Origin of the sequence: Bradyrhizobium sp. LHD-71 (assembly GCF_031157255.1) — a bacterium.
Taxonomy (GTDB): domain Bacteria; phylum Pseudomonadota; class Alphaproteobacteria; order Rhizobiales; family Xanthobacteraceae; genus P52-10.
Genome location: NZ_JAVIFX010000004.1, coordinates 196,287 through 212,299 on the forward strand (window position 1 = coordinate 196,287; position 16,013 = coordinate 212,299).

Genomic DNA, 16,013 nt, shown 5'->3' on the forward strand with positions numbered 1-16,013 from the left:
GCTCTTCCGGATTTTCGTCAGACGGAATGCGGTGAGACCACGGCATCGGCAGCCGGCACATCCGCTTGTTTGTCGCTCTCGGCTTCGGGATCCTTATCGCGCGAGAACAGACGCTGCACGACCACGAAGAACACCGGCACCATCAGCAACGCCAGCACGACCACCGAAATCATTCCGCCCATCACGCTGGTGCCGAGCGACTGCTGGCTCAACCCGCCGGCACCGGTCGCAATCACCATTGGCAACACGCCGCAGACGAAAGCGAGACCGGTCATCAGGATCGGGCGGAATCGGAGCCGGCAAGCCTCGATGGTCGCACTGACGATCGGCTGCCCCTGCGCACGCAGGTCCTTGGCGAACTCGATGATGAGGATCGCGTCCTTGGCTGCCAGGCCAACGATGGTGATCAGCGCAACGGTGAAATAGACGTCGTTCGGCAAGCCGCGCAGGCTTGCAGCGATCACCGCGCCGACCATGCCGAGCGGAATCGTCAGCAGCACCGCGAGCGGGATAGTCCAGCTCTCATAGAGCGCGGCCAAACACAAAAACACCACCAGCACCGATAGCGCCAGCAGAAGCGGCGCCTGCGAGCCCGACAGCTTTTCCTGCAACGACTGTCCGGCCCAGTCGTAACCGAAGCCACGCGGCAACTGTCCGGTCAGCCGCTCCATTTCTGCGATCGCATCACCACTGGTGTAGCCCGGGGCGGCCGAGCCGCTGATGCGCACGGCCGGATAGTAGTTGAAGCCGGCGATCTGCGCCGGACCATTCGCCCATTCGATCGTCGCAAAGGACGAGAGAGGAACGAGCTGGCCGCGGCTGTTCTTGACATTGTAACCGAGGATCTCCTCGGCCTGCATGCGGCCGGGCGCGTCCGCCTGAACGATCACCCGCTGCATACGACCCTGATTCGGAAAGTCGTTGACGTAGGCCGAGCCGAGATTGGTCGAGATCGTATTGTTGATGTCCTCAAACGTGACGCCGAGCGCACCCGCCTTCTCGCGATCGACCGCAAGACGGATCTGCGGCGCGGGCGGCAGGCCCTCGACGAATACGTTCTGCAGCACCGGACTGCGGTTTGCAGCCGCCAGCAGTTGCTCGGTCGCCTGTACCAGCGCCGGATAGCCCTTCTGACCCCGGTCCTGCAGGCGGAAGCTGAAGCCGGAGGAGTTGCCGAGATTGTCGATCGGCGGCGGCTGCAGCGCTGAGATCTTTGCGTCGCGGATCGATGACAGGGTCTTGTTGGCGTCTTCGACAATGGCAGCGGCCGAATCGTCCGCGCCGCGTTCCGACCAGTCCTTCAGCGTCACGAAGGCCTGAGCGGTGTTGGCGCCCTGCCCGAGAAAGCTGAAGCCGGTGAGAAAGGTCACCCCTTCGACGCCGGATCGCTGAAGCAGGTACTGCTCCACTTTCTCGACGGCAGCCGCCGTGCGGTTGTAGGAGGCATCCGGCGGCGTCTGCACGTCCACCGTCATGAAGCCTTGATCGTCGATCGGCAGGAAGCCGCCCGGCATGCGCACGAATGCGACGCCAAGTCCGACCAGCAGGACGGCATAGAGGATCATCAACCGCCCGGTCCGTCGCAGGGTCCACCCGACCGTCGCGCCATAGCGATCGCGCACGCGATCGATGCTGCGGTTGAACCAGCCGAAGACACCCTTCTTGGCGTGGGCATCGTGCCCGGCCTCGACCGGCTTCAGCAGCGTCGCGCAGAGCGCAGGCGTCAGCGACAGTGCCATCAGCGCGGAGAAGCTGATGGCCGCAACCATCGTGATCGAGAACTGCCGGTAGATGATGCCCACGGAGCCAGGAAAGAACGCCATCGGGATGAACACGGCGACCAGCACCAGCGTGATGCCGATGATGGCGCTGGTGATCTGCTTCATCGCCTTCCGTGTGGCTTCGCGCGGCGAAAGCCCCTCCTCCGCCATGATACGCTCGACGTTCTCGACGACGACGATGGCGTCGTCGACCAGTATGCCGATGGCAAGCACCATGGCGAACATCGTCAGCATATTGATCGAGTAGCCGGCAAAGAGCAGCACGGCGCAGGCGCCGAGCAGCGCCACCGGCACGACGATGGTCGGAATGATCGTGTAACGGACGCTCTGCAAGAACAGGAACATCACCACGAACACCAGGGCCACGGCTTCGACCAGCGTCATCAGCACCTTGTTGATCGAGGCCTTCACCACCGGGGTGATGTCATAGGGGATGTCGTAGGTGATATTCGCCGGGAAGAAGCGCGACAGCTCCTTCATCTTCTCCTCGACGGCGGTGGCGGTCGCGAGCGCGTTGCCGGTCGGGGCCAGCAGCACCGACAGGCCCGCCGTCGGCTGGCCGTTCTGCCGGGTCGTGAACTGATAGTTCATGCCGCCGATCTCGATGCGGGCGACGTCGCGCAGTCGTACCGTCGAGCCGTCCGCGTTGGCGCGCAGCACGATGGCGCCGAATTCGTCGGGCGAGCTGAGTTGCCCCTTCACCAGGACGAGGGCGGACGTCGGATGCCCCTGGCGGCTTGGCTCGGCGCCAATGCTGCCGGAGGACACTTGCGCATTCTGCGCAGTGATAGCTTTTGTCACATCATCCGACGTCAAGCTGTAGCCGACCAGCTTCTCGGGATCGATCCAGATCCGCAGCGAGCGTTCGGTAGAGTACAGCGTCGCTCGGCCGACACCGGGAATCCGGCGGATCTCACCCAGGACGTTCCGGATCATGAAATCGCCGAGGCCGATCTCGTCGAGACTCTTGTCGGTCGAGCTAAGCGTGATGATCTGCAGCACGGCGCTCGACGCTTCCTCGATCAGGATGCCCTGCTGGATCACGGCGCGCGGCAGACGCGCCTCGACGCGCTTGATGCGGTTCTGCACCTCGACCGATGCCAGGCTCGGATCGGTGCCCGGCACGAAGTTGGCAATGATCTCGACCTGGCCGAGCGAATCGCTGGTCGATTCGAAGTTGAGAATGCCCGCGGCGCCGTTCAGCTCTTCCTCGATCAGCCGGGTCACACTGTTATAGAGGTTTTCCGGCGACGCGCCCGGATAGCTCGTGCTGATCGAAATCGATGGCGGCGCAATGATCGGATACTGCGCGACCGGCAATTGCGGAATCGCGATGATGCCGATCAAGCAAATGAAGAGCGCCACCACCCATGCGAAGATGGGCCGGTCAATGAAGAAGGATGGCATGAGTACCCGCTATCGAAGCTGGGTCGTTGGTGCGTCACTGGGCGCAGCGGCCACGCGCTGCTGCCACGGAACAGGCGCAACCGGATCACCGGCCGCGAACTTCTGGAAGCCTTCGACCACCACGCGGTCGCCCTGTTTCAAGCCGTCAAGGATCAGCGACTGCCCGTCGATCTCGGTGCCGACGCGAACCGGGCGGAGCACGGCGCGGTTCTCCGCGTTCAGCACATAGACTTCGCTGGTGCCACCGCCATTGCGCTGAATCGCCTGCAGCGGCACAAGGATCGCGTCGTTATCGATGCCCTGCTCGATCTGCACGCGGACATACATGCCCGGCAGCAGTTCACGCTTCGGATTCTTGAATTCGCCGCGCAATGTCACCTGCCCGGTGTGGGTGTCGACCTTCCTGTCCGAGAACAACAGCCTGCCCTCGACCGGATGGGCGCCCTCGTCGAGCATGAGACTGACCTTCACCGCATCGGGAGCGATGCGCTGGAGTGCGCCCGACTCGAGGTCGCGGCGCAAGCGACCGAGCTCGGCAGCGGACTGCGTGAAATCGGCATAGACAGTATCCAGCTGCTGGATCGTCGCCATGCTGGTGGTGTCGTTCTGCACGACCAGCGCACCTTCGCTGACGAGCGCAGCGCCGATCACGCCGCTGATCGGCGCCCGCACGGTGGCGTATTCGAGATTGAGCTTGGCGCGGGCGACGTCGGCCTTGCGCGCGGCGACATCGGCAGCGGCCTGCCGTGCGGTTGCAATCGCGGCTTCATTCTCGGCGACTGACGCCGCCTGCTTGGCGATCAGCGCCGCAGTGCGCTTCGACTGCAGACTTGTCTGTTCGAACACCGCCTCGGCCTTCGCGAGCGCAGCTTCGGCGGATTGAAGATCCACCTCGAACGGCTTTGGATCGATCTGATAGAGCGCGTCGCCGGCCTTCACTTCGCTGCCTTGTTCGAACAGGCGCGCGGTGACGATGCCCGACACGCGCGCACGCACGTCCGCGACGCGGGTCGGCGCGATACGGCCGGGGAGTTCGCGGACGATGGATTTTGGTGCCGCGGCGATGGTGATAACGCTGACGTCCGGCACGGAGGTCTGCGTGGCGGCCACGCTGCGCTCGTCGCAACCGGCCAGAACGAGAGGTGCGCTAACGAGTGCCAGGACAACCATGGCGGATCGCGCTCTCATTATACTTCCCCAAGTTGGTCCGAGAGCGCCCCTAGCCCCGCGCTCCGGACATAGATGTCATTGTCACGCCGCCCCTCAACAGCAAGCGTGTGCGTTGCAGCATTGCTAGCGGGTGATCGCTAATTCGCAAGTTAATTCCCGGAAAGCATTCGGCTTTCGGGATTCAAAAATTGTTGAGCGCTACATTGCGTCGCAGCAACACGATGTAGCAGGGTGCCTACAAGCAATGCATTTTTGCCGCAATCCAATTGGGCGGTCTGCTGTCGGACCATCAATCAGCCGAAAGCACGCACATCCACTGATTCGCAGCACCGACTAACGATGTCGTCCGACACGTCGCTGTCGTTGGCGCGCTTGGCGAGCGACGCCGATTAACGATCGATTAAGATGTGATACCGGCGCAGGAGTTCGACTTCACTCGGGTTGAAGTCCCGACTGTTCGATCATCTGCTTGGTCTTCTTCCGCTCCTCGTCGAGGAAGGCAGTCAGCTCGGAAGGCTTGTAGTCTGTCATCAGCCGCGAGCCGCGATCGCCGTAATATTTGACGATCGCCGGATCCTTGAGCAGGTCGCCAACCGTCGCAGCGAGCTTGTCGATGATCGGCTGCGGCGTCCCACTCGGCGCCAGCAGAATTGAATACGCGCTGACTAAAACGCTCTTGTAGCCTTGCTCGACGAAGGTCGGAACGTCCGGCATGGTTGGCAGCCGCTCCGCCGCAGCAACGCCGAGCGCCCGGATCTTGCCGGCTTCGACCAGCGGCGCCAGTTGCAGTTGATAGTCGATCATGACGTCGATCACGCCGCCGAGGAAATCGGTGAAAGCCGGCGTCGCGCCCTTGTAGGGAATTTGCGTCATCGTCACGCCGGCTTCCTTCTGCAGCAGCTCGCCCAGCATGTGATGAGCGGATCCCTGCCCGACGGTCGCGTAGTTCACCTTGCCCGGGTTCTTCTTCGCATACGCGATCAGCTCGGGCAGCGTCTTGTAGGACGCGCTCGCGCGAACCGCGATCATCAACGGCGAAATCGAGATTCCGTGGACGGCCGTGAAGTTCTTTTGCGGATCGAACGAGAGCTTCTTGTAGAGAAACGGGTAGGTCACCGCGACGCCGTTGCTGGCGATCAGCAGGGTATACCCGTCGGGCTTTGCGTTCGCGACAAACTCTGCGCCAACGATGCCGCCCGCGCCGGCTTTGTTTTCGACGACCACCGGCTGGCCGAGCAGACTGGACAGGGCTTTGGCGACCACACGTCCGCCGGCATCCGCGATGCCACCGGCGGTAAACGGCACGACCAGCGTCATGGCGCGATTGGGATAGTCTTCAGCGAAAGTTGGACCGGGCAGCAGCATCGCGAGCAGAGCCAGCGCGAGCGAAGGGCGTCTCATGGTTTCCCCCATTGTTGCTTCTTATTGGCCGCGCATGTCATCACAGGCGACAAGCGCGGGCAACAGCGGGAGAAGCGGGTCTCATGCACGAGACCCGTTCCGGATCGGGAATGAGATCGCCGGTACTGCCTAGACCCACTCACCGTTGCGCATCAACGGCTCCGTGCCGCCGTTCGCAGTGACGCCGTCGACGTTGATCTTGTCGGAGCCGATCATCCAGTCGATGTGGATCAGGCTCGAGTTCGCACCCTTCTCCGACAGCTCACGCGGTGTGAGCTCCGCTCCGTTGCGGATACATTTGCTGTAGGCCTGACCGAGCGCGATATGGCTCGACGCGTTCTCATCGAACAGCGTGTTCAGAAACAGAACGCCGCTCTTGGAGATCGGCGAGGAATGCGGCACAAGCGCCACCTCACCCAGCCGCGCGGCGCCTTCGTCCGTCGCCAGCACTTTTGCCAGCACATCAGCGCCGGTTCGCGCGCTCGACTCAACGATGCGTCCTCCTTTAAACCGTACGGCGATCTCCTCAATGAGCGTGCCTTGATACGACAGCGGCTTGGTGCTGCGGACGACGCCTTCAACGCGAGCCATGTGCGGCGTCGTGAAGACTTCCTCGGTCGGAATATTCGGATTGCACAGGATGCCGTTCTTCGCGGTCGAGGCGCCACCTTCCCACCAATGGTCGTCGGCGAGTCCAACGGACAGATCGGTGCCCGGCCCCTGAAATCGCAAGGCCTGGAAACGCTTGTCGTTGAGATAAGCCGTGCGGCGGGCGAGCGTCTCGTTGTGGCGGCGCCACTCGCCAATCGGATCGGGACCGTCGACGCGCGACGCTGCAAAGATCGCGTCCCATAGCCGCGCCACGGCTGCCTCTTCCGACTGGTCGGGAAAGACCGCCTTGGCCCAGGCCGGCGTCGCATAGGAGACGATGTTCCAGTTGACGTCGAAGTTGACGATATACTCCAGCGCCGGACGGTAGGCCGTCGACCGCGCGCGATTGAGCCGAGCTACCTTTTCGGGGTTCTGCGCCGACAGCAGCGACGGGTCGTCGCCGACGATAGCGAGTCTCGCGGCGCCGCTTTTGAAAGCGGCCGCCATGCCGTCAAACAGCCAGCCGCTCGCCTTATCGAAGCTTTCGTCGCGCGCGAACTGAAACCGCCGCAACGTCAGCGCATCGTCGGACAACAGCGGCGTCACCAACGACGCACCGGCCCGATAGGCATGCTCGGTGATGCGCCTGACCAGCGGCAGCGCCTCGACAGGAGCTGTCATCACCACCTCCTGCCCCTCCCGCAGGCCAAGTCCGACCTTGACTGCCACCTCGGCCAGGCGATCGAGACGATGTTCGAAGTTCGACATTTACTTACCTTCCGGATTCTTTCTTCATGGGGGCGGGATCACCTGCGCAATTGTTCAGGTGGACGTCTTAATAAGGCTTGCAATTCCCGACGTCTTTTACCATCTGCGTGAACGATTTTCAGGAGGATTGGACGACCCATGACGACAGTTGAAGCGCCCGAGACCCACGCTTTCGAGGCCGATGTCGCCAAGCTTTTGCATTTGATGGTGCATTCGGTCTACTCGGACAAGGACATTTTCCTAAGGGAGCTGATTTCGAACGCCGCCGATGCCTGCGAAAAGCTGCGGTACGAGTCGATCGGAAATCCCGCCCTGCTTGCCGACGATCCCAAGCTGGGCATTACCCTTATCGCCGACGCAGAGGCCCGGCGACTGATTGTCGAGGACAATGGCATCGGCATGACGGCGGCGGAAATGGCCGACGCGCTCGGCACCATCGCCCGCTCCGGTACGAAAGCCTTTGTGGATCGGATCGCGGCCGGCAACGACGAAGGCACACAACTGATCGGCCAGTTCGGGGTCGGTTTCTATTCGGCGTTCATGGTCGCTGACAAGGTCGACGTGATTTCGCGCAAAGCGGGCACGGCGGAAGCCGCCGTCTGGTCTTCGGACGGTAAGGGAACCTATTCCGTCAGCCCGGTCGATCTCGCTGAGGCGCCCGCAAGGGGCACCCGCGTGGTCCTTCATCTGATGGAGAATGCAAAATCCTATACCGAGCCGTTCAACCTCGAACGTCTGGTCAAGGTCCGCTCCGGTCACGTACCGGTTCCGATCTCGATCAAGGACAAGCCCGAGGGAGAGCTCAAGGACATCGCCGACGGCGCCGCCCTGTGGACCAAGCCGAAAGCCGATATCAGCCAGGATGACTATGACGACTTCTATCGCACGGCTGCCGGGCAGTTCGACAAGCCGGCGCTGACGATTCACTATCGCGCCGAAGGGCGTCATGACTATGCCGTGCTCGCCTTCGTGCCGGAAAGCCGGCCGTTCGACCTGTTCGATGCGGACCGGCACGGGCGGATGAAGCTCTACGTCAAGCGCGTCTTTATCACCGACGAAGCCGAACTGCTGCCGCGTTACCTGCGCTTCGTCCGAGGCCTGGTGGATTCGTCCGATATTCCCCTGAACGTCTCACGCGAGATGATCCAGGAAAGCCCGATCCTGAGCGCGATCAAGAAAGGCGTGGCCAACCGCATCTTGTCCGAGCTCGAGAAGCTTTCGACCAGCGACAGCGCTGCCTATGAAAAAATCTGGGAAACGTTCGACGCAGTGCTCAAGGAGGGCCTTTACGAGGACTTCGAGCGTCGCGAGCAACTGCTTGGCCTGGCGCGATTCAAGACGACCGCTTCGGCGGGCAAGTGGCGATCCTTGAAGGACTATGTATCGGATCTGAAGCCGAACCAGACTGCCATCTACTATATTGTCGGCAGCGATCTCGAGCGGCTCGACACGTCGCCGCAGCTGGAGGGCTTCCGGGCCCGCGGCATCGAGGTGCTGCTGCTGCCGGATCAGGTGGACAGCTTCTGGGTCACGGCTGGCATCGACTATCAGGGCAAGCCCTTCAAGTCGGTCACCCAGGGCACGGCGGACCTCAAGCTGATTCCGCTGCCTGACGGCAAAACCCAACCGTCGGCGGAGTTGGACGCGAAGGTGGCATCGTTCGTTGCGTTCACGAAGAGCGTGCTTGGCCACGCGGTCTCCGACGTCCGCGCATCCGAACGACTGACCGAAAGCGCGGTCTGCATCGTCGCGTCGGAGAGCGGCATGGACCGGCAGCTGGAGAAGCTGCTTGCAAGCGCAGGCCGGGACATCAGCGCGTCGAAGCCGGTGCTGGAAATCAATCCGGGGCACGAGCTGATTCGAAAATTGGCCGAGCTCGGCGACACGGATATCGCGTTCCGCGAAGATGCAGCGCACCTCTTGCTGGATGAAGCACTGGTTGCGGACGGCGACCGGCCGCGCGATCCAAAGGCATTCTCGGCGCGACTCGGCCGCGTTCTTGGACGGGGCATCGCAACATCAGGTTAAGGCGTGACGGCTTTGGATCCGGGTGATCGCAGGCCGGACCAAGCGAGCGGCACCGCGAGCGCGCAGAGCAGCGCCATGGGCAGGAAGGCGGCACCGCCATAAGCGGCATAGAACGGACCGGAAACCAGCATCAGCGTCGCGGTGGCGAGACCAGCTCCAAACGCGTACAGGGCCTGTCCGGTGGCGGCCAGCCGCGGCGGCGCCACCATGCCGATCAACCGCATGCATACGAGATGCAGCAGGGCAAACGTCAGGCCGTGCAGCGGCTGCACGATCGCGAGTGCGACCACCGAGGTCGTCGTTCCTGCAACACACCAGCGCACGACGCCTGCGGCTGCCGCCAGCGCCGCAGCGCCGTTCGTCCCCAACCGATCGATCAGCGCGGGGCCGATCACAAAGAACACGATCACTTCAGCAATCACGGCTTCGGACCAGAGCACGCTCGTTGCCGCCGGCCCGATGCCCGCATTATGCCAGCGGATCACCGCAAAGGCATCATGCACGGCATGACTGCCGTAGACGAGCGCCGCGACGATCATCAAGGACCTGAACGTTGCGATCGACCAGAGCTCGCGGAGGCCGCCGATCAGGACTGTCGGCGAACCAATCTGGCGGACCGGCTGAACATCGGGACGTGACAGCCAGAGAACCGTGGCGGCGCCCACGGCCAGGAGAGCTGTGTGCATCCAGACGATGATCGAAATATCGGCCCCGCCCAGCAGGGCCCCGGCCGTCAACGTGCCAACCACGAACACCGCCGACCCCGTTCCTCTTATCCGTCCATATTCAAAGCTGTTGCGCCTTGCCGCGCCGATCGCGAGCGCATCGGCAATCGACGTGATCGGTGCAAGCGCTGCCGCCTGCATCAGATGAATGAGAAGAAGCGTCCAGAATGCGCCGGCCAAGAGCAGGGACGTCGCCGATGCGGCGGCGAACATCATGCATAGCGCAAGCGCAGCGCGCAGCTCGCCGGCGGCGTCGGCCAGACGTCCGACGATCGGCCCACTGATCAGGCGCACCAACGTGCCGAGGCCAAGCAGCGCTCCGATCTCTTGCGGGCTCAAGCCGCGCTCTTCAAAGAATCGGGGCCAAAATGGCGACGCCACCCCGAACGCGCCGTAAATGGCCGCGTAGAGCGCAACAAAAACCATCATCTCGCTGCTGCGGCTGGAGCGCATGAGCTGTCGTCGCCCTCCGATCGCAATCACCTGTCGTCCCACCAAGCCAAGCGCGAGCCAAGACCCATATCCACCGTGGCAACATCGATTCGATGCCTCGAAGTCCGTGGTTATGGGTTCTCGCTTTCGCGAGGACGACGCAGAGATACTGATTGCGATGTTACCGACTTGATCGCATCACACCTTTAGTCGATCAGAGTGACCAACCCGTATTCACGAGAGCGGTCCGAGGCTCTGGACGAAGGCTTTGGCCTGCGTAGCTGGAGCGACGATGTTCCGCTTGCGACCTCCCGCTCGACCAGCGCCTGCAATTTATCGTGCAAGGGCGAGCGATCGCAGACCGGGTCAGTGGCCGCAGCATGACCAGCGAGCGTCAGCGCTTGACAGCGACAGCCACCGAAATCGACGTCGCGAAATTCGCACGAACGGCACGGCTCGGCCATCCAAGCCGTGCCGCGGAATGCCGTGAACGCGGCGGAATCGTCCCATGCCGCTTTCAGCGCCGTGGTCCTTACATTGGGGAATGACATGCCAGGGATAGAGGTTGCTGCATGGCAAGGCAGCATTGCGCCATCCGGCGCAATTACGAAGAAGCGCCGCCCCCATCCACCCATGCACGCCTTCGGACGCCGAGCGTGATAGTCGGGAACGACGTGGTCGATCTGCATGCGACCGTGCAGCCGCCGCGCAGCTGCGGCGATCGTTGCAACCGCGGACTGCACCTGATCCTGCGAGGGCATCAAGGCTGCGCGATTGATCAGGGCCCAGCCATGATACTGCGCGTGCGCGACCTCCAGCCGCTCGGCACCGAGATCCACGGCGATGTCGATGATCCCGTCCAACCGGGGAAGATTGCGCCGATGGACCACGACGTTGAGAGTCAAGGCGAGTCCTGCGGACCGTATCTCTCTGGCGACGGCTAGCTTCTTCAGATGCGCCTGCGGATAGGCCGCAATCCGGTCCGCTTCCGCCGGGTCGGCATCCTGGATACTAAGCTGGATATGGCGGAGTCCCGCAGCGGCGAGATCATCGATCTTGCGTCGATCCAGCAGCACTCCCGAGGTGATGAGGTTTGTGTAAAGGCCAGCTTGTTCCGCTGCGCGCACGAGCCCGACAAGGTCGCGGCGCGCGGTGGGCTCGCCACCGGAAAGATGAACCTGCATCACGCCAAGACGAGCTGCGTCCTCGAATACGGTGATCCACTCGGCGGTCGACAGTTCGGCGCGCCCGCCGACGAGCTCGAGCGGATTCGAACAATAGGGACACTGAAGCGGACAGCGGTGCGTCAGCTCGGCAAGGAATGCCAACGGTGGCTCAACGCGGGCCGGCGTCATGCACAATCACTCCTTCCGCGGCCAGCCCCTTCAGCAGTTCGACGGTATCGTCATAGATGGCCGTCGCAGGAGCGTCGAACTCCCGCGCCAGCTCGTCCGTAATCGACTGCAGCGTCCTTTGCCCGTCGCAGAGCGAGATGACCGACACCGCGACGTCATCCGGAAAGAACAACCGCTCCGGCGACTGCAGCACCCACTTGTCGCGCACCTTGTCCCAGCGCAACGTGGCGGAGTCGGCAAGTCGCGGCTTGCTGCTGCCTTCGATCGACATCACGGCTCCGGTCGAAAGCAACCCGGCGGGATATGCCCCGGATCGACATAGGCATAGTGCAAGGCGTCGAGCTGCGTCCAGAGCACGTCACACTTGAAGCGCAACGCACTCAAGGCTGCCTGCTGCTGCTCCGGGGTGCGGGCATTGCCGAGCACGTAACGCAGCGCAAACTCTGAATCCATTGGCGCCTGGGTGAGCCGCGCATCGAAATACTGCAACGCCGTCGCATCGACGAAATCATAGTGCCGCAACATGCCGGCAACGCGCTCGGAAATGATCGTCGGCGCGAACAGTTCAGTGAGAGATGACGCAACGGCCTCCAACAGGCTGCGTTCCCGGACAAATCTGACATAGGCCTCAACCGCAAACCGGGTGGCCGGAAGCACGGCGCGGAGCGAGGTCACCAGTTCACGATCGAGACCAAGGCCATCAGTCAGGCAGAGCCATCGCTCAATGCCGCTGTCACTCGCGTCACTGCCGTCATGATCGACCAGCCGCCGCCGCCACTCGCGGCGGATCTCGATGTCGTCCACACGAGAGAGCAGCGCGGCATCCTTCAACGGAATATGGCACTGGTAGCAATAGCGATTGAGGGCCCAGGCCTGAATCTGCTCGCGATTGAGCTTTCCGCTTCGCATCAGATGATGGAAAGGATGCTTGTCGTGATAGCGCTCCGCGCCGATCGCCAGCAACTGCTGCTTCAGTTCATTCGCCGAAAGAATGCTGGTCATAGAACGTACTCCTGACCATCGCGTGCAACCTGCCACCCACTTTCCTCGACGAGGCGCCGCTCGGCGGAATCTTCGACGAGAATCGGGTTGGTGTTGTTGATGTGAATGTAGACTTTCTGACCGAGCTTTGCGCTGCTCCATATCGCCAGCGATCCCGACGCGCCCGAAATCGGCAGGTGACCCATGCTCGACGCGGAACGGTTCGGGTGGTCCACCTTCCTCATCTCATCTTCGGACCAGAAGCTTCCGTCGAAGAAGAGAAGCGGAATACCTGACAGTCTCCGGCTGAGACTGTCAGGGACCGAGGCGCATGCCGGAACATAGGCGAGCTTCGGCGCAGCGTCGTTATCGCTGATCAGCAGGCCGACATTGGCACTGGCTTCACCGGTTCTCTCCTTGCCGGGAACGCTGAACGCCGAGATCACGACACCGCTCTCCTTGCCATTGAAGTCCGACAGACGAGTCGGACGATCGAGCTCCAATGGACTGCGTTTGACCGATGCGGGAACAAGCGGCTGAAACATGCTGTTCGCTTCGAACAATTTGAGAACGTCGTGCGGCGCGTAGAGGCGGTACTGCTGCGCTTCCCTCAGGTTGAGCAGGCCCCCCACCTGATCGACATCGGAGCCGGTGAGAACGACACTGGCAATCGGAGTGCCCCGGATCTGTTCGCTCGGCCAAAGCCGAACGTTGGCAACAATCTGCTGACGCAGATCGGGTGACGCATTGATCAGATGCCACACCGTGCCGTCAGCGGAAACCGCCAGCGACGCCTGCGTCCGGCGATGGACACGTCCGCTCGCTTGCCACGCAAGCCGGCACACCTCACAGAAGCAATTCCACTGCGGCACGCCACCACCTGCGGCTGAACCGAGTATGGTGACTTGCAGAGCCAATGGAAACCGGACTAAAGCGTCGCGGTGGCGTAAGAATTGATTTCCATCCCGACGCAGATTTTAATCAAGCGCGGCTTGGTCCAGACCTTCTTCATGAGCAGATCCTCTCTGGCAACGAGGGCCAACAACGTGCCCGGCCTAAAGTTCCATCCCCCTCACACGGCAGAATCCCTGACGTCTGCAAGGCAGGAGGAACAGGATCGAAAGCCTGATTCCGATCATGCCTGATCGAGCTGGTCAGGCGTTGCCTGCGACAAGGCTGCGTCGCTTTCGTCTTTCAATGCGACGCCGGTCAGCTGCCGTCCCAGCGCGGCGCTGATCAGCCAGATGAGCTTTTGCGCAGCGATCGCCGGTGCAAGACCATCGGGACGAATGTTCGAGATGCAGTTGCGTTCAGCGTCTGTCCTGCCGGGCCGTGGATCCCAGGTCAGATAGACCCCGAGGCTGTCGGCGGCGGAAAGTCCGGGCCGTTCGCCGATCAGCACCACGCAAAGGCGTGCGCCAAGCGCCTCCCCCACCACATCGCCCAATGCAACCCGGGCGCCTTCAGCCAGCGCGACCGGCCCGACCGTCAACTTCAGCTGTGCGGCGCGCGGCACGAGAGCCGACATCAATGCCGCCGCGTGCGCGTCCACCGCTCGGGCCGACAGTCCGTCGCCAATCATGATGGCGAGATCGCAACGTCCGCTCGCGGCGGCCGCCAGCCGTGCGGCCGATGCCTCGCTCAGTCTCCGGCCAGCGTCCGGCTGACGCAGATAGGCGGCGCGTTCCACCGCCTGGCTTTCCACGTCCACCGTGCGCAGGTTCAATCGGGTGAGCGCATCGGCAAGCTTTGCACGATCGAGCCGGGCATGAACCGCATCCCGCGCCAGCGCGTGCGCAAGATCGAAGGCGAGCACTTCGCGCGTCGGCAGCGATGCGCCGCTCCGGCCGCGGGCAATGCGCGCCATGGTGCGGTTTGCGAGGAAGAACCACGGATCGTGCGGCGGCCTGCTCACGTGCGACGCGCCTCTGCTAGCGATGCGTCGGTGATCAGCGGATGATCCGGCTGCACGGGTAGCAGCCGCCCCGTCGCATCGGTTATCGCCATTTGCGCAAGCCACGCCTCGAACTCGGGCGCGCGCTTCAGGCCGAATGCCTCACGCACGAAGAGCGCGTCGTGGAACGACGTCGACTGATAGTTCAGCATCACGTCGTCAGCGCCGGGCACGCCCATGACATAGGTGACGCCCGCGGCCGCCAGCATCGTCAGGATGGTATCCATATCGTTCTGGTCAGCTTCGGCATGGTTGGTGTAACAGACGTCGACACCCATCGGCAGCCCCATCAGCTTGCCGCAAAAGTGATCTTCCAGTGCCGCGCGCAATATCTCCTTGCCGTCGTAGAGGTATTCCGGGCCAATAAAGCCAACGACCGAGTTCACCAGCAACGGCTCGAAGGTTCGCGCCACCGCATAGGCACGCGCCTCGCACGTCTGCAGATCGAGGCCGAAGTGAGCGTCGGCTGACAGCGCCGATCCCTGCCCGGTCTCGAAATACATGACGTTCTGACCGACAGATCCGCGTTTCAGCATCCTGGCCATTTCATTTGCCTCGCTCAAGAGATCGAGCGAAACGCCGAACGCACGATTGGCCGCTTCGGTGCCGCCGATCGATTGAAACACCAGATCCGTCGGCGCGCCCTTCTGCATGAGCTCGATCGCCGTCGTCACATGGGTCAGCACGCACCCTTGTGTCGGAATCTGGAAGCGCGCGAGCAGATCATCCAGCATCGACAGCAGCTCGCGCACACGCGAGGTCGAATCCGACGCGGGATTGATGCCGATCACCGCATCGCCGGCGCCGTACATCAACCCGTCTGCGATGGAGGCCATGATGCCTTCCAAATCGTCGGTCGGATGATTGGGTTGCAGGCGCACCGACATGGTTCCGGGAAGCCCGATCGTGTTCCTGAACGCCGTTACGACCCGGCACTTGCGGGCGGCCAGCACCAGATCCTGATTACGCATCAGCTTGCAGACCGCGGCGGCCATTTCCGGCGTGATTCCCCGAGCCAGGCGTTGCAATGCGGATGAATCCGCCTCGCTCGACAGCAGATAATCGCGGAACTCAGCCACGGTCATCGCCGAGATCGGCGCGAATGCCGCGGCATCATGCGTGTCGACGATCAGACGCGTCACCTCGTCGGCCTCATAGGGAATCAGAGGCTCCGCCAAGATCGCCGTCAACGGCACCTCGGCCAGCGCAAGCTTTGCGGCCATGTTTTCTTCAGCGCTGGCAGCGGCGAGGCCCGCAAGCCGATCGCCGGCACGCGGCGGCGATGCCTTCGCCAGCAGTTCGGCCAGCGAGCCGAAGACATAGGACGACGACTTGATGCGTTGCCGAAACATCATGGCCCCGCGTTTGACATGCGGTTTCTCCTGTGGCCTTCCAGCGATGGAACCGAGGCGAAACCACT

The 16,013-nt window shown here is 62.7% G+C and carries 13 protein-coding genes; 1 reads left to right on the forward strand and 12 read right to left on the reverse strand.

What is annotated here, in order from left to right; genetic code table 11:
* Window positions 1-17: 17 nt before the first annotated feature.
* The 4 genes from RCO31_RS05515 to RCO31_RS05530 form a co-directional block, all read right to left on the reverse strand.
* Window positions 18-3,188: a multidrug efflux RND transporter permease subunit gene (locus RCO31_RS05515; RefSeq protein WP_308967233.1), complete on the reverse strand. Its 3,171-nt coding sequence runs from the start codon at window positions 3,186-3,188 to the stop codon at window positions 18-20.
* 9 nt (window positions 3,189-3,197) lie between these two features.
* Window positions 3,198-4,376 (reverse strand): efflux RND transporter periplasmic adaptor subunit, encoded by a 1,179-nt coding sequence (locus RCO31_RS05520; protein ID WP_308967234.1) that lies wholly within the window; start codon window positions 4,374-4,376, stop codon window positions 3,198-3,200.
* Between the two features lie 414 nt (window positions 4,377-4,790).
* Window positions 4,791-5,759 carry a tripartite tricarboxylate transporter substrate binding protein gene (locus tag RCO31_RS05525; protein WP_308967235.1) on the reverse strand — a complete coding sequence of 323 codons (969 nt, stop codon included), beginning with the start codon at window positions 5,757-5,759 and terminating at the stop codon, window positions 4,791-4,793.
* Between the two features lie 129 nt (window positions 5,760-5,888).
* Entirely contained in the window at window positions 5,889-7,118 is a 1,230-nt protein-coding gene (locus RCO31_RS05530) for an aminopeptidase (RefSeq protein WP_308967236.1), read from the reverse strand.
* 138 nt (window positions 7,119-7,256) lie between these two features.
* Between RCO31_RS05530 and htpG the strand changes: the two genes are divergently transcribed.
* Entirely contained in the window at window positions 7,257-9,146 is a 1,890-nt protein-coding gene (htpG, locus tag RCO31_RS05535) for a molecular chaperone HtpG (RefSeq protein WP_308967237.1), read from the forward strand.
* Here the strand turns inward: htpG and RCO31_RS05540 are convergent.
* The 8 genes from RCO31_RS05540 to RCO31_RS05575 all read right to left on the reverse strand — a co-directional run bounded on the left by RCO31_RS05540 (window position 9,143) and on the right by RCO31_RS05575 (window position 15,948).
* Entirely contained in the window at window positions 9,143-10,300 is a 1,158-nt protein-coding gene (locus RCO31_RS05540) for an MFS transporter (RefSeq protein ID WP_308967238.1), read from the reverse strand. The two genes, htpG and RCO31_RS05540, sit on opposite strands and share 4 nt — an antisense overlap.
* A 209-nt stretch (window positions 10,301-10,509) precedes the next feature.
* Window positions 10,510-11,658: a pyrroloquinoline quinone biosynthesis protein PqqE gene (pqqE, locus tag RCO31_RS05545; protein WP_308967239.1), complete on the reverse strand. Its 1,149-nt coding sequence runs from the start codon at window positions 11,656-11,658 to the stop codon at window positions 10,510-10,512.
* Window positions 11,639-11,929 (reverse strand): pyrroloquinoline quinone biosynthesis peptide chaperone PqqD, encoded by a 291-nt coding sequence (gene pqqD / locus RCO31_RS05550; RefSeq protein ID WP_308967240.1) that lies wholly within the window; start codon window positions 11,927-11,929, stop codon window positions 11,639-11,641. The genes pqqE and pqqD overlap by 20 nt, the downstream gene beginning before the upstream one ends.
* The gene (gene pqqC / locus RCO31_RS05555) at window positions 11,929-12,660 is read right to left on the reverse strand and encodes a pyrroloquinoline-quinone synthase PqqC (RefSeq protein ID WP_308967241.1); all 732 of its coding nucleotides are present in this window, start codon (window positions 12,658-12,660) and stop codon (window positions 11,929-11,931) included. The genes pqqD and pqqC overlap by 1 nt, the downstream gene beginning before the upstream one ends.
* A complete protein-coding gene (pqqB, locus tag RCO31_RS05560) occupies window positions 12,657-13,511 on the reverse strand; it encodes a pyrroloquinoline quinone biosynthesis protein PqqB (protein WP_308967242.1) in 855 nt (284 codons plus the stop codon). The genes pqqC and pqqB overlap by 4 nt, the downstream gene beginning before the upstream one ends.
* Window positions 13,512-13,567: 56 nt before the next feature.
* Window positions 13,568-13,651, reverse strand: coding sequence for a pyrroloquinoline quinone precursor peptide PqqA (gene pqqA / locus RCO31_RS05565; RefSeq protein WP_308967406.1), 84 nt, complete (start codon window positions 13,649-13,651; stop codon window positions 13,568-13,570).
* A gap of 123 nt (window positions 13,652-13,774) precedes the next feature.
* Window positions 13,775-14,554: an ethanolamine ammonia-lyase subunit EutC gene (gene eutC, locus RCO31_RS05570; protein WP_308967243.1), complete on the reverse strand. Its 780-nt coding sequence runs from the start codon at window positions 14,552-14,554 to the stop codon at window positions 13,775-13,777.
* Window positions 14,551-15,948 (reverse strand): ethanolamine ammonia-lyase subunit EutB, encoded by a 1,398-nt coding sequence (locus RCO31_RS05575; protein ID WP_308967244.1) that lies wholly within the window; start codon window positions 15,946-15,948, stop codon window positions 14,551-14,553. The genes eutC and RCO31_RS05575 overlap by 4 nt, the downstream gene beginning before the upstream one ends.
* Between the last annotated feature and the right edge of the window lie 65 nt (window positions 15,949-16,013).